Source organism: Spiribacter halobius (assembly GCF_020883455.1).
In the GTDB taxonomy this organism is placed as follows: Bacteria; Pseudomonadota; Gammaproteobacteria; order Nitrococcales; family Nitrococcaceae; genus Sediminicurvatus; species Sediminicurvatus halobius.
Genome location: NZ_CP086615.1, coordinates 1143915 through 1162673 on the forward strand (window position 1 = coordinate 1143915; position 18759 = coordinate 1162673).

Annotated in this window: 14 protein-coding genes; 10 read left to right on the forward strand and 4 right to left on the reverse strand. The window is 72.3% G+C overall.

The features are described from left to right. The first annotated feature begins 5 nt into the window (after positions 1-5). The 8 genes from LMH63_RS05250 to LMH63_RS05285 all read left to right on the forward strand — a co-directional run bounded on the left by LMH63_RS05250 (position 6) and on the right by LMH63_RS05285 (position 10255). Positions 6-1928, forward strand: coding sequence for a DUF3483 domain-containing protein (locus LMH63_RS05250; protein ID WP_109676762.1), 1923 nt, complete (start codon positions 6-8; stop codon positions 1926-1928). Beyond that, positions 1925-3097, forward strand: a complete 1173-nt coding sequence (locus LMH63_RS05255) for an electron transfer flavoprotein subunit alpha/FixB family protein (protein WP_109676760.1) — start codon at positions 1925-1927, stop codon at positions 3095-3097. Before LMH63_RS05250 ends, LMH63_RS05255 begins: the two co-directional genes overlap by 4 nt. Then, positions 3094-3876, forward strand: coding sequence for an adenine nucleotide alpha hydrolase family protein (locus LMH63_RS05260; RefSeq protein ID WP_109676758.1), 783 nt, complete (start codon positions 3094-3096; stop codon positions 3874-3876). The genes LMH63_RS05255 and LMH63_RS05260 overlap by 4 nt, the downstream gene beginning before the upstream one ends. Then, positions 3876-5126 (forward strand): sarcosine oxidase subunit beta family protein, encoded by a 1251-nt coding sequence (locus tag LMH63_RS05265; protein WP_109676756.1) that lies wholly within the window; start codon positions 3876-3878, stop codon positions 5124-5126. The genes LMH63_RS05260 and LMH63_RS05265 overlap by 1 nt, the downstream gene beginning before the upstream one ends. A 714-nt stretch (positions 5127-5840) precedes the next feature. Further along, positions 5841-6128, forward strand: a complete 288-nt coding sequence (locus LMH63_RS05270) for a sarcosine oxidase subunit delta (protein WP_109676754.1) — start codon at positions 5841-5843, stop codon at positions 6126-6128. Continuing rightward, on the forward strand, positions 6125-9079 hold the full coding sequence (locus LMH63_RS05275) for a sarcosine oxidase subunit alpha family protein (RefSeq protein WP_109676752.1): 2955 nt from the start codon (positions 6125-6127) through the stop codon (positions 9077-9079). Before LMH63_RS05270 ends, LMH63_RS05275 begins: the two co-directional genes overlap by 4 nt. Beyond that, complete coding sequence (locus LMH63_RS05280) at positions 9072-9692, forward strand: sarcosine oxidase subunit gamma (RefSeq protein WP_158280304.1); 621 nt, start codon at positions 9072-9074, stop codon at positions 9690-9692. The genes LMH63_RS05275 and LMH63_RS05280 overlap by 8 nt, the downstream gene beginning before the upstream one ends. 152 nt (positions 9693-9844) lie before the next feature. Further along, positions 9845-10255 carry a ribonucleotide reductase subunit alpha gene (locus LMH63_RS05285; protein ID WP_109676748.1) on the forward strand — a complete coding sequence of 137 codons (411 nt, stop codon included), beginning with the start codon at positions 9845-9847 and terminating at the stop codon, positions 10253-10255. Between the two features lie 15 nt (positions 10256-10270). Here LMH63_RS05285 and LMH63_RS05290 read toward each other — a convergent pair whose 3' ends face one another. The 4 genes from LMH63_RS05290 to LMH63_RS05305 form a co-directional block, all read right to left on the reverse strand. Next, positions 10271-10807, reverse strand: a complete 537-nt coding sequence (locus tag LMH63_RS05290; RefSeq protein WP_109676746.1) for a GNAT family N-acetyltransferase — start codon at positions 10805-10807, stop codon at positions 10271-10273. Positions 10808-10942: 135 nt separating this feature from the next. Continuing rightward, positions 10943-11647, reverse strand: coding sequence for a GntR family transcriptional regulator (locus tag LMH63_RS05295; protein ID WP_109676745.1), 705 nt, complete (start codon positions 11645-11647; stop codon positions 10943-10945). Continuing rightward, positions 11640-14591 (reverse strand): FAD-binding and (Fe-S)-binding domain-containing protein, encoded by a 2952-nt coding sequence (locus LMH63_RS05300; protein WP_109676743.1) that lies wholly within the window; start codon positions 14589-14591, stop codon positions 11640-11642. Before LMH63_RS05300 ends, LMH63_RS05295 begins: the two co-directional genes overlap by 8 nt. Before the next feature lie 295 nt (positions 14592-14886). Beyond that, the gene (locus LMH63_RS05305) at positions 14887-15660 is read right to left on the reverse strand and encodes a UDP-2,3-diacylglucosamine diphosphatase (protein ID WP_109676742.1); all 774 of its coding nucleotides are present in this window, start codon (positions 15658-15660) and stop codon (positions 14887-14889) included. Between the two features lie 126 nt (positions 15661-15786). Here LMH63_RS05305 and gltX point away from each other — a divergent pair, with 126 nt between their 5' ends. Together gltX and cysS are read left to right on the forward strand one after the other, a co-directional pair. After that, complete coding sequence (gltX, locus tag LMH63_RS05310) at positions 15787-17244, forward strand: glutamate--tRNA ligase (RefSeq protein ID WP_109676741.1); 1458 nt, start codon at positions 15787-15789, stop codon at positions 17242-17244. Then, positions 17216-18592, forward strand: coding sequence for a cysteine--tRNA ligase (gene cysS / locus LMH63_RS05315; protein ID WP_109676740.1), 1377 nt, complete (start codon positions 17216-17218; stop codon positions 18590-18592). Before gltX ends, cysS begins: the two co-directional genes overlap by 29 nt. Positions 18593-18759: the final 167 nt, after the last annotated feature.

Genomic DNA, 18759 nt, shown 5'->3' on the forward strand with positions numbered 1-18759 from the left:
GCGGGATGAACGCCTGGCTGGGTCTGCTGCCGCTGCTGCTCGGTCTGGGCGCCCTTGCGTGGCGGCTGCGCGGCCGCCTCGCCCGCTGGCGCGCCGGACGCCCGGCGGCGGCGAACCTGCTGCGCGGGCTGCTGCAGGTGCCGCGGCGGTATCTGGTGGACGTCCACCACGCGGTAAGCCGAAATGCCTACCGGGCCCGGCACCGGACGGAGTCCGGCGGCTACACCGCCGTGCTCCACGTCTGTGCCGCGGGCGGGGTGGTGGCGAGCGCCGTGCTGGCGCTGCTGCTGCACCCCCTGGGCGGCCCCCCGTGGCTTGCCGGGCTGGCGGTGGCGGCCGGGCTGCTCGCCGCCAGTGGTGCCGCCCTCGATGCGGGCCGGCGCTGGCGCCGGGGACGCTCGCCGCGCCTCTCCGATGACCGCTTCGATCAGCTGCCGCTGGCCCTCGGCGCCTTCGGTCTCGGCCATGCCGGGCTCGCGCTGCCCGCCGTCGGCCTCGCAGCGGGGCCGGTGCTGGTGGCCGCCGCCTTCGCCCTCGCCGCGGCGGGCAGCGTTCTGCTCATCGGCGGCATGGCCGAAGGGCCGATGCGTCATGCCCTGGCGGGCGTGCTCTATCTCGCCGCCCACCCGCGCCCGCAGCGCTTCGGTGGCGGCCGCGACACGGCCGCCGAGCCACTGCACCTGGAGGGCGAGACGCTGGGGGCCGACCGCGCGCAGGACTTCCCCTGGAACCGCCTGCTCGGCTTCGACGCCTGCGTGGAGTGCGGCCGCTGCGAGGTGGTCTGCCCGGCCTTCGAGGCGGGGCTGCCGCTCAATCCGAAAAAGCTCATACAGGATCTTGCCCGCGCCGGCACCGCCGCCGGCGATGCCGGCTACACCGGCCGCGGCCACCCCGACCGGCCGCCCGCCGGCAGCCACGAGCGGCTCGTCGGCGTGGACGGGATGATCGACCCGGACACCCTCTGGGCCTGCACCACCTGCCGGGCCTGCGTGGATGAGTGCCCGATGATGATCGAGCACGTCGACGCGGTGCTCGACCTGCGCCGCTTCCAGACCCTGGAGGCCGGGGCCGAGCCGCAGGCGGCGTCGAACCTGCTGGATCAGCTCCGCGCCACCGACACCATCGGCGGCCACGACCCGGCGCGGCGGCTGGACTGGGCGGTGGACCTCGCCCTCCCGCGGCTGCCGGAGCGGGGCGAGACGGATATCCTGCTCTGGCTCGGCGAGTCCGCCTACGAGCTGCGCAACCAGCGCACCCTGCGCGCTCTGGTGCGTCTGCTGCGCGCGGCCGGCGTGGATTTCGCCGTGCTCGGCGAGGCCGAGCTCGACTGCGGTGACATCGCCCGGCGTCTCGGCGACGAGGCCACCTTCCAGGACCTCGCCCGGCGCAACATCGCCACGCTCTCGCAGCACCGCTTCCGCACCATCGTTACCGCCGACCCCCATGCCCTGCACACCCTCGGCAGCGAGTATCCGGCCTTCGGCGGTCACTATGACGTCCAGCATCACACGACCTTCCTCGCGGGGCTGCTGGACGCGGGCCGCCTGCCGGTGCCCGCCGGCGGGTCGCGGCAGGCGGTCACCTACCACGACCCCTGCTACCTCGGCCGCTATCAGGGCGAGTTCGACGCCCCGCGTCGGCTGCTCGCGCATCTGGGCCTGGAGGTGACCGAGATGGCCAAGTCCCGCGAGCGCTCCAGCTGCTGCGGCTCCGGCGGCGGGCTGGCGGTGACCGATATCCCTGGACGCCGTCGCATTGCCGACGTGCGCATGGAGCACGCCCGGGAGACCACCGCCGACACCGTGGCGGTGGCCTGCCCCCATTGCGCGGTGATGCTGGAGGGCGTGGTGCAGCCGCGGCCGGGGGTTACCGACGTGGCCGAGCTGCTTGCCGAGGCCCTCGATCAGGCCGGGGAGCGGGCGGCATGAGCGCGCAGCCCCATGGCCGCCGGCGCCGCGACCCGCGGGCGGAGCGCGAGCAGCGCCGCCGTGGCGCGACCCGGGCGGCGGCGCAGGCCGCGGCCGAGCCGGCCCGGGGAGAGGCGTCGGCCGGAGCCCGGCGGCGGGTGGATCCGCGCGCCGAGCGCGGCGGCCGGCGGCGCCTCGAGGCGCGCGGTCGGGCCGACGCCCGCGGTGCCGCGGTGCCGGAGACCGGTCCGGGCGGACCGGTGGCTATCCGGGATCCCGCCTACTGGATCCTGGTGGTGCCGGACCAGATCGACGGCAGCCCGGACGCACGCGACCGGGAGCTGCTGGAGGCGGCCCGTCGGCTCGCCGACGCCGAGGGCGGCGCCGTGGCCGTGGTCGATCTTGGGCGAGGGGCCGGCTGGCCAGCCCTCGGCGCCGACCGGGTGGTGCGCCCCGAGCGCGCACCTCAGGACCCGCTGCCCCTGCTGGAGGCCCTCGCCGAGCAGCTCGCGCCGCGGCATGTGCTGTTCACCGAGCGGCCGGCCGCCGGTGCCGAGCTCGGGCGCCGCTACGCGGCGAGCCGGGGCGGGGCGTCGGCGCCTCATGTGCGGCGGCTCGACGACAGCTCGGTGACGGCAGCGGCGGGGCAGGGGCGCGAGGCCGTGCATTCGCCCATCCCGCCGGTGCTGCTGCTCGATGCAGGCACGGCGGAACCGCCTGCCGGCCGCCTGCATGAGGCCCGCGAGCTGCCGGCGCCGGAGGCCGGGGCGGCTGCGCCGGTGGTGGAGGATCTGGGCCCGGTGCCGGTGAACCCGGATGAGATCCCCCTCGCCGAGGCGGACTTCATCGTCAGCGCCGGCCGCGGGGTGCAGGACTTCGCTGCCTTCCAGCGGCTCGCCGAGCTGCTGGGGGCTGCCGCCGGCGCCTCGCGGCCGGTCTGCGACGCCGGCCTGATGCCCCGCGCCCGGCAGGTGGGGGCATCGGGCACGCTGGTCTCGGCGCGCTGCTACATCGCCCTGGGCATCTCCGGCGCGCCGCAGCATCTGCAGGGCATCGCCGACTGCGAGCACGTGGTGGCGGTCAACCTGGACCCGCACTCGGAGATCATGAAGCGGGCCGATCTCGCCGTGGTGGGGGATGTGGAGGCGATCATGGCGGCGCTGTTGCGGCGCCTGGAGGCGCCGACATGACCGCGCCGGTGATTGTGCTCCTCGCCGCCGGGCGCCATCCGGTGAGCGGGCGCCCGCGCCGCGCCCCCACCGATGCCCGCGCCCTGGAGCTGGCGCTGTCGCTGCCCGGCGCCCCGCCGGTGCTCGCCGTGCATGCGGGCGACCCGCTCGAGCCGGCGCTGCGCGAATACCTGGGCATGGGGCTCGTGGAGCTCACGGTCCTGGACTGCGACCCCGCGGGGGATTGCCTGCCGCCCCTGCAGGCCTGGCTGCGGGAGCAGGCGCCGGGCCTGGTGCTCACCGGCACTGCCAGCGAGCAGGGCCTCGCCAGTGGTGAGCTGCCCTACCGCCTCGCCGCGGGTCTGCAGGCCGCGGTAGTGGGCGGGGTGACCGGCCTGGAGCCCGACGGCGGGCGCTGGCGGATCACCCAGGCCCGCGCCGGCGGCCGGCGGCAGCGCCTGGCGGCGGCGGAGCCGCTGGTGGCCGCCGTGGATCCGGGTGCACCGGCGCCCCGCCCGGTGGCCTTTGCCCGGGCCCGGCGCGGGCGCATCGTTACCGAGGCACCGCCGGTGCCGGCGGCCGAGCCGCCCGCGGTGACCCTGCAGCCCGCCCGCCGGGGCGCTCGCCGCCAGCGGGTGCTGCGCGGGGTGAGCGCTGCCGAGCGGCTGCGGGCGATCAGCGGTGGTGGGGGCAGCGGCGGTCGCGTGGTGCAGGCTCGGGACCCGGACGCCGCCGCCGCGGAGATTCTCGATCAGCTGCAGCGCTGGGGCGTGGCCCTGCCGCAAAGGGGAGCCGAATAATGCAGCGCTATTCCCTGCCCAATCTCGCTCTTCACGCCCTGCGCGGCCATCGCGACTGGCAGCCCGCCTGGCGGGAGGCCGAGCCCCGGCGGCGCTATCGGGTACTGGTCATCGGTGGCGGGGGCCACGGCCTGGCCACCGCCTACTACCTGGCGAAGGAGCACGGCATTACCGATGTCGCCGTGCTGGAGAAGGGCTGGATTGGCGGTGGCAACACCGGACGCAACACCACCATCGTCCGTTCGAACTACCTCTGGGACGCCTCCGCCGCGCTCTACGAGAAGTCCCTGCAGCTCTGGGAGGGGCTGTCCCGGGATCTGAACTTCAATGTCATGTTCAGCCAGCGCGGGGTGCTCAACCTCGGCCACACCCTGCAGGACATGCGCGACATCCGCCGCCGGGTGAACGCCAACCGGCTGAACGGCATCGACGGCGAGGTGCTGGACACCGACGGCGTGAAACGCCTGGTGCCCTTCATCAACACCTCCCCGGAGAGCCGCTTTCCGGTGCTGGGCGCCTCCTGGCAGCCGCGAGCCGGGATCGCCCGCCATGATGCCGTGGCCTGGGGTTTCGCCCGGGCCGCGGATGCCCTCGGGGTCGACATCGTCGAGAACTGCGAGGTCACGGGCATCCGCCGGGAGAACGGTCGGGTCACGGGCGTCGAGACGAGCCGCGGGCCCATCGATGCCGACACGGTGGGCGTGGTGGTGGCCGGGCACGCCGGGGTGCTCGCGGAGATGGCCGGCTTCCGGCTGCCCATCGAGAGCCATCCCCTGCAGGCGCTGGTCTCGGAGCCGCTGAAGCCCATCCTGGATACGGTGGTCATGTCCAACGCGGTGCACGTCTACGTCAGCCAGTCGGACAAGGGCGAGCTCGTCATCGGCGCCGGCATCGACGGCTACAACGGCTACGGCCAGCGCGGCAGCTTCCAGACCCTGGAGCATTTCCTCTCGGCGCTGATCGAGCTCTACCCGATATTCAGCCGCCTGCGCCTGCTCCGGCACTGGGGCGGCATCGTCGACACCTGCCCGGACGCAAGCCCCATCCTGAGCAGCACGCCGGTGCGGGGGCTGTTCTTCAACGTCGGCTGGGGCACCGGCGGCTTCAAGGCCACGCCCGGATCCGGCTGGGTGTTCGCCCACACCCTGGCCCACGGCGAGCCCCATCCCATCAACGCACCGTTCTCCCTGGAGCGCTTCCATACCGGCGCCCTGGTGGATGAGCACGGCGCTGCCGCGGTGGCGCACTGAAATGGCGGTGATGGCGCGAATCCACCGTAGGTCGTGCACGGAAACGCCGTGTGCGACGTTCCGGCTGTGTTCCGCGACGCAGCCGGCGCATTGCGCTGGGCGAGCGGGCGGTACGTGGGCCGGTCTCCCGGGACACGCTGTGAATACATCCCTGTACGCTCCTAGGCGAGATCCCTCTCGCCTAGGGTCCCGGGAGACAGGCCCACGCACCGCCTCTCCCGGCCTTGTGCCCGCCGCCGCGTCGATATGCCCCGGCCCGAAACCTTCAGCCGGCTCCCGTAGGTCGTGCACGGCGCAGCCGTGTGCGGCGTCCCCTGACTTTTCGAGTCTCGGGTTGGACGTTTCAGGCTGGCACCCCTGTCCGCGGCGGTGGTGCCAAGGCCCCGCGTACCGCCCGACTGCGAGCCGTGATGCCGTTGTGAAGTCGCGGGTTTATTGGGCCTTGCGGGGCCGGCGGCGTCGTACACGGCTGCGGTGTGCACGACCTGCGCAGGATTCGGTGCGGGACCCGGATCTGAGCCGGGGATTCGCCTGCCGGCGTGTCGGCGAGCGCGGTGCGCTTGCCGACCTACGGCACCCCTACGGGCGGTGCGGCAGGGAATGCCCACCCGAAACCTTACACCTTGAACCCGAAACTCGGACGTTCGGGAATGTCGCACACGGCTGCGCCGTGCACGACCTACGGGAATCGACCCATCCGAGGAGGCACTGCCGATGCTGCTGATCGAATGCCCCTGGTGCGGGCCGCGGGACGAGAGCGAGTTCAGCTATGGCGGCGAGGCGCATATCGCGCGGCCTGTCGAGCCGGATGCGCTCTCCGACGAGCAGTGGGCGGAGTATCTGTTCGCGCGGAAGAATCCCAAGGGCTGGCACCGGGAACAGTGGCTGCACGCCCACGGCTGCCGGCGCTGGTTCAATGTCGAGCGCCACACCGTCAGCTACGAGATCCGCCGGGTGTACCGCATGGGTCAGATTCCGGCGACGACGGAGGAGGGCGCATGACCGCGAGGCTGCCCCAGGGCGGGCGTATCGACCGCGAGCGGCCGCTCGCGTTCATGTTCAACGGTGAGCGCTATCAGGGCTATGCCGGGGACACGCTTGCCTCGGCGCTGCTCGCCAACGACGTGCACCTGGTTTCCCGCAGCATCAAGCTGCATCGCCCGCGGGGCATCGTCGGCCGGGGGCCGGAGGAGCCGAACGCCCTGCTGCAGGTGGGCCGCGGTGCCGCTGCGCTACCCAACACGCGCGCCACCCAGCTGCCGCTGCGTGACGGCCTCGAGGCGCGCTCGGTCAACGGCCGCCCGAGCGTGAACACCGACGCCATGGCCGTGTTCGACCTCGCCGGCAAGCTGATGCCGGCAGGCTTCTACTACAAGACCTTCATGGCCCCGAGGGGCTGGTGGGAGCGCTACGAGCGCGTGATCCGGCCCGCCGCCGGCACCGGCATGGTACCGGACAGCCCCGACCCGGACCGCTACGAGAAGGTCGAGACCCACTGCGACGTGCTCGTGGCGGGCGCCGGTGCGGCGGGGCTCGCCGCCGCGCTCGCGGCCGCCCGCGCGGGGGCCCGTGTGATCATCGCCGACGAGCAGGCCGAGGCGGGGGGCGGCCTGCTGGCGAGCCGCGCGCGCATCGACGGTCAGAGCGCGGCGGACTGGGCCGGGGCGATGCGCGGCGCGCTGGAGCAGCTGCCCGAGGTGCGGGTGCTGCCCGCCACCACGGTGTTCGGCCACTACGATCACCGCTTCATCGGCCTGGTGGAGCGGGTGCAGGAGCAGCGCCCGGAGGCTCCGGTGCGGGAGCGCTTCTGGCGGGTGCGCACCCGCGAGCTGGTGATCGCCGCCGGGGCCATTGAGCGACCCATTGCCTTCCCCGACAACGACCGCCCCGGGATCATGACCGCCTCGGCGGTGCGGGAGTATCTGGAGCGCTATGCCGTGCGCTGTGGGCGCCGCGCGGTGGTGTTCACCAATAACGACTCCGCCTACGCCACCGCCCACGCGCTGCTGGCCGCGGACGCAGCGGTGACCGTGGTGGACGCGCGCCGCACGCCCGGCGCGGCGGCAGAGCAGGCAGAGGCGGCCGGCGCCCGGGTCCTGCCCGGGAGCGTGATCAGCGCCACCGCCGGCAGGCGGCGGGTGCGGCGGGTCTCGGTGCGCGCTGCCGAAGGCGGCACGCAGGACATCGACTGCGATCTCGTCGCCGTCTCCGGCGGCTGGAATCCGTCGGTGCACCTGCACTCCCACGCCCGGGGCGAGCTCCGCTGGGTGCCCGGGCTGGCGAGCTTCGTGCCCGCGGAGGACCTGCCCCACAGCCGTGCCGTCGGCGCCTGCCGAGGCACCTTCGACCTCGCCGCCGCCATCGCCGAGGGCTTCGCCGCCGGTGCCGAGGCGGCGCGGGCCGCAGGGCGGGGTGACGGCGACGCGCCCGCCGCGCCCACGGTCACCGACGCCGAGCCCGGGCCCGAGGGCCTGGAGGTGCTCTGGCGCGTGCCGGGCAAGGGCCCGGCCTTCGTCGATCTGCAGAACGACGTCAAGGCCAGCGACCTCGAGCTCGCCCTGCGCGAGGGCTACCGCTCGATAGAGCACGTGAAGCGCTACAGCGTGCTCGGTTTCGGGACCGATCAGGGCAAGCTCGGGAATCTGGTGGGCATGGGCATCGTCGCCGAGGCCCTGGGCAAGGCGCCGGAGGCCGTCGGGACCACCACCTACCGCCCGGCCTGGACGCCGGTGACCTTCGGCGCCCTGGTGGGGCCGGAAACCGGCGAGCTGTTCCAGCCCATCCGGCGCACGCCCATGCACGAATGGCACGAGGCCGAGGGCGCCGTATTCGAGGACGTCGGCCAGTGGAAGCGCGCCCGCTACTACCCCCGCGAGGGCGAGGACATGGACGCGGCCGTCGCCCGGGAGTGCCTCGCGACCCACCAGGGGGTCGGCGTGCTCGACTACTCGACCCTCGGCAAGATCGACATCCAGGGTCCGGACGCGGTGACCCTGCTCGAGCGCGTCTACACCAACAACTGGCGGAAGCTCGCCGTGGGCCGCTGCCGCTATGGCCTCATGCTCGACGAGAACGGGATGGTGCTGGACGACGGTGTCACCGCCCGGCTTGGCGAGCAGCACTACCTGATGTACACCAGCACCGGCGGCGCCGCCCGGGTGCTGGCCTGGCTGGAGCGCTGGCTGCAGACCGAATGGCCGGAGCTGGAGGTCTATCTCACCTCTGTCACCGACGCCTGGGCCACCGTGTCCCTGGCCGGGCCGCACAGCCGGGACCTGCTGTGGGACCTCGGCACGGACATTCCCCTGGAGGCGGAAGCGTTCCCCTTCATGTCCGTGCGCACGGGCAGCGTGGCCGGCATGCCGGCGCGGGTGCAGCGGGTGAGCTTCAGCGGCGAGCTGACCTTCGAGGTCAGCGTGCCGGCGAACTTCGGACTGGATCTGTGGACCCGGGTGATGGAGGCGGGCGAGCGCTACGGCGCCACGCCCTACGGCACCGAGACCATGCACGTGCTGCGGGCCGAGAAGGGCTTCATCATCGTCGGCCAGGACACGGACGGCTCGATCAGCCCCATCGACCTCGGCATGGACGGGCTGGTGAGCCGGAAGAAGGACTGCCTCGGCAAGCGATCACTGCAGCGTCCCGAGCTGCAGCGGGCGGACCGCCCGCAGTGGGTGGGGCTCACGCCGGAGGACCCCGAACGGGTGATCCCCGAGGGCGCCCAGCTGGTGGCGGACCCGGACGCGACGCCGCCGGTGCCCATGCACGGCTGGGTTACCTCCAGCTACTATGCCGCCCGCATCGGGCGCAGCATCGCGCTCGGCTTCGTCAACGGCGGCCGCGAGCGCTACGGCGAGCGGCTCTTCGCCTGGGACCTGGACGCCGGCGTGATCCCGCTGACGGTTACCCGGCCCCTGTTCTTCGATGCGGAAGGGGAGCGCCAGAATGTCTGAGACGCCCACTCGACACGGGGCCCTTGACGGGCTGCCGGCCCTGCAGCATCCCGGAGTGACGGTGGCGCCGGTGCTACCCGGTGGCGTGCTCAACCTCCGCGGCCGCATCGGTGAGGCCGGCTTTCGCGACGGCGTGGCGGAGGCCCTCGGTGCCGCGCCTCCCGCAGCCCCCAATACCGTCGCCCGGGGCCGGGGCGTAACACTGCTCTGGCTCGGCCCGGACGAGTGGCTGGCGGTGGCCGACCCCGAGCTGACGCCCTCGGTGGAGGAACTGATGGCCCGGCTGCAGGGCATGCACGCCGCGGTCACCGACCTCGGCGATGGCCAGACCTGGATCGAGCTCGCAGGCCACCAGGCCCGCGATCTCCTCGCTCGCGGCTGCCCGCTGGACCTCCACCCGCAGTCGTTCCCCGCCGGGCGCTGCGCCCAGACCCGCCTGGCCCAGGCCAGCGTGCTCCTCTACGCCCTCGACTCCGGGCGCCTGTGGCTGCAGGTCCGCCGCAGCATGGCCCGTTACCTCTGGAGCTGGCTTGCCGCGAGCCTCGACCGCCTCGAGGTGGTCGAGGCAGACGCCGAACCCGCCGCCGCGCTCCAGGCCCGCTCCGCGCCGTAGGTCGGCAAGCGCGCAAGCGCTCGCCGACACGCCGGCAGGCGAATTCCGGAGCGCGCTCTGCGCGGCGTGTCGGCGAGCGCTTGCGCGCTTGCCGACCTACGGCCGTACGCGACCTACAATGGTGCTCACCCGTCAGCACACCGGAGTTTGCCATGACCATGATCGACAGCTTTGCCAGCCTGATTCGGGCGGCTCGGGAGCAGCGGGAGCCGCAGCGGCTACTGTTCGTCTTCGCCCGCCCGGTGTTGCCGGATGATCACGATGCGGCGCAGGCCGAGCGTTTCCGGGCGGGGCAGGGCGGCGCGCTGCAGCCGCTGATGTGCGTGGACCGCGAGCCCGAAGAGCTGTCCAGCCTGGAGGCGCTGGCCGCCGAGGCACCGGATCCGGACCAGGACTGGCAGGTGGTGCTGGTGGCGGCCATCTCCGGGCAGAACGGCCGCGCACCGAGCGACGATGACGCCACTCACGGACTCAACACGATGATCAAGACCATCCATGCCGGGGGCGATCTCTCCGGGTTCGTGGCCTTCGACCGCAAGGGCCAGCCACTGCGCTTCGAGTGAGCCCACGCGCGGGGGTCAGGGCAGATGGAAGGCCATGGCCAGCGGCAGCGGAATCTGCAGGTCGCGCTCCAGCGGCACCTCGCGGAAGCCCAGGCGCTGATAGAGCCGTTGGGCGGCAACCAGTAGACGGCTGGTCTCGAGCCGCACGCAGCGTGCGCCGCGAGCACCGGCGAGGGCGAGGCCGCGACGGACCAGGCGCTCACCAATGCCCTGGCCGGTGCAGTCAGCGCGCACGAACAGCCGTTTCAGCTCCCAGACCCCGTCACCGCGGGGGCGAAGCGCGCAGCAGCCCGCGGGCTCACCGCCCGCGGTCGCCAGCAGCAGGATGCCATCGCCGGAGTCGCCGGCACGCAGCGCGCTACGTTCCCCGGCGAGGCCGTCGAAGGCGATATCGATGCCGAGGGTCTGTTCGTAGTCTTCCAGCAGGTCGGCGACGGCGGCGAGTTGCGTCGGTGTCGCCGCCTCGGCCAGCCGGAGTGTCGGCTGCCGTCCACGCAGCTCGGTGGCGGCCCGGGCAATCGGCGCGTCGGATGGTGTTCCGGCGGTTTGCATAACCTGTCTGCTCCTCTGGGTGCGGGCCGGTGGTGGCCCGGGGAGCAGGCAAATTAGGCGCGGATGGTCGTCCGGATAAGCCTCATTGCGGCCGCGAACCGGTGTTTCGTGCCAGGCGCCGCGCTGTCGGCAGGATCAGCCGTCGCCGGCCTCGGTCTTGGCCTCGCCGTTGGTGGTGAAGCGGGCCTCGATGACGGCGTCCAGCTTGTGCCGCAGATGGCCCCGCAGCAGTTCGGCGAGGCGCTCGCCGTCCCGGGCTACAAGTGCGTCCAGGATGCGCTCGTGCTCCGCCACGGCGCCGGCCCAGCGCTGGCCGCTGAGATTGGCGACGTAGCGGGCGCGCTGCAGGCGCCCGGCGAGTCCTTCGTGCACCCGCTGCAGCGTCGCGTTGCGGGCAGCCGCGATAATCGCCTGGTGGATGCGCTGGTTGCAGCGGAAGTACTCGGGCAGATTGCCGCGCTCGTAGTGGGCGCGCATCTCGTAGTGCAGGGCGCGGACGTCGGCGAGCTCGGCCTCGGAGATGCGCTGGCAGGCGAGCTCGCCCGCCAGGGCCTCCAGGCTCGCCATGACCTCGAAGACCTCCTCGATGTCCTGCCGATCCAGTCGGGCGACGTGGGCGCCGCGATTGGGCGAGAGCTCCACCAGGCCTTCCGCCGCCAGCGCCTTCAGGGCTTCCCGTAGCGGCGTGCGGGAGACGCCGAACTGCTCGCAGAGCTCCCGCTCGGGGATGCGCTCGCCGGGCGCCAGGGCGCCCGAGGAGATCTTCTCGCGGATGCGGTCAGCGCAGGCCGCGTGCAGGGACGGCTTGACGATCCTCATCGGGGCTCCCGGCTCAGCCATGGGTGGTCTCCGGCGCCAGCGCGGCGGCGAGCGCCGAGGCGACGTGCATGGCGTCGCCACGGCCGGCGCCGTCGGCCATCTGGTGGCGGCAGCTGGTGCCGTCCGCCACGATCCAGGTATCGGCCTCGGCCTCGCGCACGGCGGGCAGGACGTCCAGCTCGCCGATGGCGAGGGAGGTCTCGTGATGCTCCGCCTGGTAGCCGAAGGCGCCCGCCATGCCGCAGCAGGTGCCCGGAATGGTCTCCACCCTGAGCTCGGGGATCAAGCCGAGCACCCGCTCGATGGGACGCACCGCGTCGAAGGCCTTCTGATGGCAGTGGCCGTGGAGCAGGGCGCGCCGCCCCGGCTGCGGCGCCAGCGGCAGCTCGAGGCGACCGGCATCGAGCTCGGACGCCAGGAACTCCTCCAGCAGGTAGGCGTGACTGGCGAGGGCATCACTGTCCTCCCCCGGCAGCAGGGAGCGGAATTCGTCGCGCAGGGTGAGCAGGCAGGAGGGCTCAAGGCCGACCACGGGGGTGCCGGCCCGAACGTGGGGCAGCAGGGCCTCGATGGTGCGCCGGGCCTCGGCGCGGGCGGCGTCGGTATCTCCCACCGAGAGGTAGGTGCGCCCGCAGCAGAGCGGTCGCCCGCCACCGCTCGGCGCGGCGATGACCTCGTAGCCGCCGGCGGCGAGCACCTGCACCGCGTCCCGCAGATGCCGCGGCTCGAACCAGCGGTTGAAGGTGTCCGCGAACAGCACCACGCGGCCGCGGCTGCCCTCGGCGAGGGTGCCTTCGTCGCGGAAGGGCCGGGCCGCCCACCGGGGCAGCGGCCGCGCAGCGGCGAAGCCGATCAGGCGCTCGGACAGGGCGGCCAGGCCCGGGATTCGGTCCCGGGCGTTGGCGAGCCACCGCAGGCGCGAGGCCCAGGGGGCATAGCGCGGCATGTGGGCGATCAGCCGGTCGCGCAGGCTGCGGCCGTGGCGGGCGTGGTAGTGATGGAGGAACTCCACCTTCATCTTGGCCATGTCCACGCCCGTCGGACACTCCCGCCGGCAGCCCTTGCAGCTCACGCACTTCGCCAGCGTCTGGTACATGTCGTCACTGGTGAGCGCGTCCTCGCCGAGCTGCCCGGAGAGGGCCAGACGCAGGCTGTTGGCGCGGCCGCGGGTGAGGTCCTGCTCGTTGCGGGTGGCCCGGTAGGAGGGGCACATCACCGCGGCGTCGAACTTGCGGCAGTGGCCGTTGTTGTTGCACATCTCCACGGCCGCCGCGAAGCCGCCCTGGGCGGTCCAGTCCAGGGCCGTGCGCAGGGGGATCGTACGGTAGCCGGGCTTGTAGCGCATGAGGGTGCGGTCGTCCATGCGCGGCGGGTCGACGATGCGCCCGGGGTTCATCAGCCCGGCAGGATCGAACAGGCGCTTGACCTCGCCGAAGGCGGCGACGAGGCGGTCGCCGAACATGTCGCGATGGAACTCCGAGCGCACGATGCCATCGCCGTGCTCGCCGGAGTGGGAGCCCTTGTACTCCCGCACCATGGCGAAGGCTTCCTCGGCGATGGCGCGCATCTTCCGCGCCCCCGCATCCTCCTTGAGGTTGATGATGGGGCGCACGTGCAGGCAGCCCTCGGAGGCGTGGGCGTACCAGGTCCCCTCCGTGCCGTGCTTGTGGAACACGGCGGTGAGGCGCTCGGTGTAGTCCGGCAGGTGCTCCAGGGGTACCGCACAGTCCTCGATGAAAGAGACCGGCTTCCCGTCCCCCTTCATGGACATCATGATATTGAGCCCGGCCTTGCGCACGCCCCAGACGGCGCCCTGCTCGGCGGGCTCGATCACCTTCACCACGCTGTCCGGATGGCCAAGGTCGGCCATCAGCTCGGCGAGGCGGTCGAGATGGGCGATCTCGGTGTCGCGGTCGTCGCCGGAGAACTCGACGAACAGCGCCGCCGCGGGGCGCCCCTTGATGTAGCGCTCCATCACCGGGCGGAAGATGTCGATCTCCAGCCCTAGCTCGATGAGGGTATTGTCCACCAGCTCCACCGCGGCGGGAGAGAGCTCCTCGACGATGGGCTTGGCCGCCTCCATGGCGGAGCGGAACGTGGGGAAGTGGCAGATGCCGAGGGTCTTGTGGGCCGGCAGCCGCGACAGGTCGATCTCGATGCGCTGGAAGAAGGCGAGCGTTCCCTCGGATCCCACCAGCAGCTTGGCGAGGTTGCCGCCCTCGGGGGCGAGCCGATCCAGGTTGTAGCCGCCCACCCGCCGCCGCAGGTCCGGGAAGCGCGCGGCGAGCTCGTCGCGCTCCCGGCCGTACAGGGCATGCAGCGCCCGCACCAGCTCGCGATAGCGGGCGGACCCCTCGGGGATGCTGTCAGGCGGCGGCAACGCACCGAAGTGCAGCGCCTCGCCGTCGGGCAGCACGGCATCGATGGCGCGGGTGTTGTGCACCATGTTGCCGTAGCGCAGGCTCCGGGTGCCGCAGCTGTTGTTGCCGGCCATCCCGCCGAGGGTCGCCTGGGCCGAGGTGGAGACATCCACCGGATACCAGAGGCCATGTCGCTTCAGGGACTTGTTCAGCTCGTCCAGCACCACGCCGGGCTGGACCACGGCGACCTGACGCTCCGGGTCCACGGACAGCGCACGGTTCATGTACTTGCTGCAGTCGAGGACCAGCGCCTCGTTGACGGTCTGCCCGCACTGCGAGGTCCCGCCGCCCCGCGGCAGCACCGGCACCCCGGTCTCACGGGCGATCGCGATGGCGCTGGCGACGTCCTGCTCGTCCCGGGGCACGACGACGCCAATGGGCTCGATCTGATAGACGGAGGCGTCGGTGGAATACCGCCCCCGGGAGAAGGCGTCGAAGAGTACCTCGCCGCGCAGCTCCCGGCGCAGCCGTGTGGCCAGGGCACTGTCCCCCGGCCTTGCCGTGCCGCCGCCGGAGCGGGCCGTTTCTGCCGGCTGCGCAACCATGACGCACCTCTATCCTCGACATGAAATTGCATTATGTCCGCAAATTCCGGCCCCGGCCACCCGGGTCGGATGACCGGGGTCGGGCCGAGTGATGCTCATGAGTTTCCGGGAAATCAAACGGCTCGCGGCTGGCGGCCAGGGGACTTGAGAATCGGGTGCGCTCCGGCTGCATTTTGCATGCAATAGGTCCGGGTGTTGTCGCGGGGGTCGCGCTGAAGTGCAGGGATTCCGCGGCGCCGGGGTTCCCGCACGGGGCACAGCACTTTCGCTGGTCCCGGCTTCGCGGAAAAAGGATCTACTTCCGAGGAAGCGGCAGCGTCTCCAGCCGATACTCGCCATCGGTCACGCGCAGCAGACTGCCCTGCTCGAACCAGTCGCCGAGGACGATGCGGGTGACGGGGGTGCCGTCCACCTCGGACTCGTGCACTGCCGGGCGATGGGTATGGCCGTGGATCAGGCGGCGGACGCCAAACTCGCGGAAGCGCTCGGCCACCGCCCCCGGGTTCACGTCCATGATCGCATCCGCCGTGGCCTGACCATGCTGCGAGCTCTGCGCCCGCGCCTGCCTGGCCTGGGCCAGGCGCTCGCTCACCGACAGGGCGAGAAAGCGCGACTGCCATGCCGGGTCGCGGACTATGGCGCGGAAGCGCTGGTATTCGCCATCGTCTGTGCACAGGGCGTCGCCGTGCTCGATGAGCACCGGCTCGTCGTCGATGCGGATCAGGCTGGGTTCCGGCAGCAACGTGCCGCCCGTGGCCGCCTCGAACCCCTCGCCCAGAAGGAAATCCCGATTGCCGTGCATGAGCCACAGCGAGACGCCACTGTCCGTAAGCCGCCGGAGGGCGGCGAGCACGGGGTGCTCGGGGGGCACGGCGTCGTCGCCGATCCAGGCCTCGAACAGATCGCCCAGCAGATAAAGAGCCTGGGCGCGGGCAGCGTCGCTGGCGAGAAAGCGCAGGAAGGCCTCGGTGACGGCCGGGCGGTCCGGGTCGAGGTGCATGTCGGCGGCGAACAGCACCGGCGCGGCGTGGCTATCATGGCGGGCAATGGCTGCCCTTTCGGCAGGCATGATGCTCCTCCTGCGGCAGACCCGCTCGCAGGTTACCGCCGGCGTCGCATCGGGTGGAAGCCCGGCCCGCGCCCGCATGCGCGGATCGGTGAGAAATGCCGGCTGGGGTAGTACCATTCGCCGACCATGACGCCGCCTGCCGTGAAAACCCGGTTTGCGCCGAGCCCGACGGGCCTGCTGCATCTCGGCAACCTGCGCACCGCGCTGTTCAACGTCCTGCTGGCGCGTGCCGCGGGCGGGCGTTTCTGCCTGCGCATCGAGGACAGCGATGCCGCGCGCAGCGAGACCCGGTATCTGGACGCGCTGCTGGAGGACCTGCGCTGGCTCGGACTGGACTGGGATGAGGGGCCCGGAGACGGTCAGCCGGAGTCGGCGTGGCGGCAGGCCGAGCGCGGTGGGGTGTACGCGCCGCTGTTCGAGCGCCTGGAGGAGGCCGGCGCCGCCTATCCCTGCTTCTGCAGCGCCGAGGCGCTCGCCGAAGCGCGGGCGCGGCAGCGGGCGGCCGGGCAGCCGCCACGTTACCCGGGCACCTGTGCCGCCATCCCGCGGGCCGAGGCCCGCCGGCGGCTCGCCGCCGGCGAGGCGGCCACGCTGCGCTTCCGGGTGCCCGCTGCCCGGCGCATCACCTTCGACGACGGCGTGCGCGGCCCCCAGGCGTTCGCAAGCGCTGATCTCGGCGACTTCGTGATTCGCCGGACCGACGGCACGGCGGCGTTCCTGTTTGGCAATGCCGTGGACGACGCCCTTGGCGGTATTACTCACGTCCTGCGCGGCGAGGACCATCTCGCCAATACCCCGCGTCAGCTTCTGCTGCTCCAGGCACTCGGATTCGCTGCGCCGGTCTATGCCCATCTGCCGATGATCGTCGGCGACGACGGGGCGCCGCTGTCCAAGCGCCATGGCGCGGGGGCGGTGGCGGAACTGCGCGCGGCAGGCTACCGCCCGGAGGCACTGCTCAACTATCTGGCCCGGCTCGGCTATCAGCCGGCGTCGGACGAGCTGCTGGACCTGGACGGCCTTGCCCGCGGGTTCCGCCTCGCCGCGCTGGGGCGCGCTCCTGCGCGCTTCGACGGCGCCCAGCTCGATCACTGGCAGGAGCGCGCGATGGCCGTGCTGCCGGTGGCGGCGCTGACGGCGTGGCTGCCGGCGGACCTCGTGCCGTCCGAGGCCCGGGAGGCCCTGGTGGCAACCGTGCGCCCGAACCTGCGCTTTCCACAGGAGCTGGCGGACTGGGCGCGCAGGCTCTACGATCCGGCGCCGCTGACGCTGGCGGCCGACGCCGCGGCGACGCTGGTCGCGGCGGGGCCGGGTTTCTTCGATGCCGTGTCGGAGGTTATCGCGGCCAGTCCCGGTGCCGGCTGGGACAGCCTGCGCCGGGCCCTCGCGGAGGCCACCGGCTGCCGCGGCCGGGCGCTGTTCCTGCCGCTGCGCCTGGCGCTCACCGGCGTGCCCCACGGGCCGGGCCTGGGCGAGCTGCTCGACCTCATGCCCGACGACATCCGCCGCGCCCGTCTGGAGCGGGCGCGTGAACTCGCTGCCAACGGGACGAGCCTCGATGCTTCGGATCCACAACAGCCTCACTGACCGCAAGGAGCCGTTCCGGCCCATCGATCCGCCGCGGGTGCGCCTCTACGTCTGCGGGATGACGGTCTACGACTACTGCCACCTGGGCCATGCCCGCGCCATGGTGGTGTTCGACACGGTGGTGCGTTATCTGCGGCACAGCGGCTATGCCGTGGAGTACGTGCGCAACATCACGGACGTCGACGACAAGATCATCCGCCGGGCCGCCGAGCTGGGCGAGCCGATGGAGGCCGTGACCGCCCGCTTCACCGAGGCCATGCACGAGGACGCCGACGCCCTCGGCTGCCTCCGGCCGGACGCGGAGCCCCGGGCCACAGCGCACATGGACGAGATCGTCGCCATGATCGAGCGTCTCATCGAGCGCGGTTACGCCTATCCCGCCAACGGCGATGTCTATTATGCCGTGAGCCGGTTTCCGGACTACGGCCGGCTCTCCGGCGAGCGCCTGGAGGACCTGCGGGCCGGTGCCCGCATCGAGCCGGGCGAGCACAAGCGAGACCCGGCGGACTTCGTGCTCTGGAAGGCCGCCCGCGAGGGCGAGCCCAGCTGGCCCTCACCCTGGGGCGCCGGGCGGCCGGGCTGGCACATCGAGTGCTCGGCCATGTCCACCGCCTGCCTCGGCGAGCACTTCGATATCCACGGCGGCGGGCTGGACCTGAAATTCCCGCATCACGAGAACGAGATCGCCCAGTCCGAGGCCGCCACCGGGCACCCTTTCGTCAATTACTGGATGCACAACGGCCATGTGCGCATCGACGACGAGAAGATGTCGAAATCCCTCGGCAACTTCTTCACCGTCCGCGACATCCTGGCCGTGCATGCGCCGGAGGTGGTGCGCTACTTCCTGTTGTCGAGCCACTACCGCGGCCCGCTGAACTACACCCCGGATGCCCTGGACAACGCCCGCGGCGGGCTGGAGCGGCTCTACCTCGCCCTGCGCGGGCTGCCGGCGGCTGCGGCCGCGGGCGGCGAGACCTTCGCCGAGCGCTTCGCAGAGGCCATGGACGACGACTTCAACACGCCGCTGGCCCTGTCGGTCCTGTTCGAGCTCGCGCGCGAGGTGAACCGCCTGCGCGAGGGGCAGGATCCGGCGGCCCCCGGGCTGGGGGCGCGGCTACGGGCGCTGGCCGGCGTGCTGGGTCTGCTGCAGGATGATCCGGAGGCGTTCCTCAAGGGCACGCCCCGCAGCGGCCCGGACGAGGCCGAGATCGAGGCGCTCATCGCCGAGCGCAGCGAGGCCCGCCGCCAGCGCGACTTCGCCCGCGCCGACCGCATCCGCGACCAGCTGGCCGAGCAGGGCGTCATCCTCGAAGACAAGCCCGAAGGCACCATCTGGCGCCGCGGGTAACGGCCATCGTTCTTCGCCTTCTTCGCCGGATTCAGGTCGCGTTTTCAACACAACGACACAACGGGCACAACGATTCACAACGTAAGAGATTCCTGGGAAGAGGAATTCCCCGGAATTCCGATTCTCCTCGTTGTGCTCCGTTGTGTCGTTGTGTTGAGTCCCCCGCG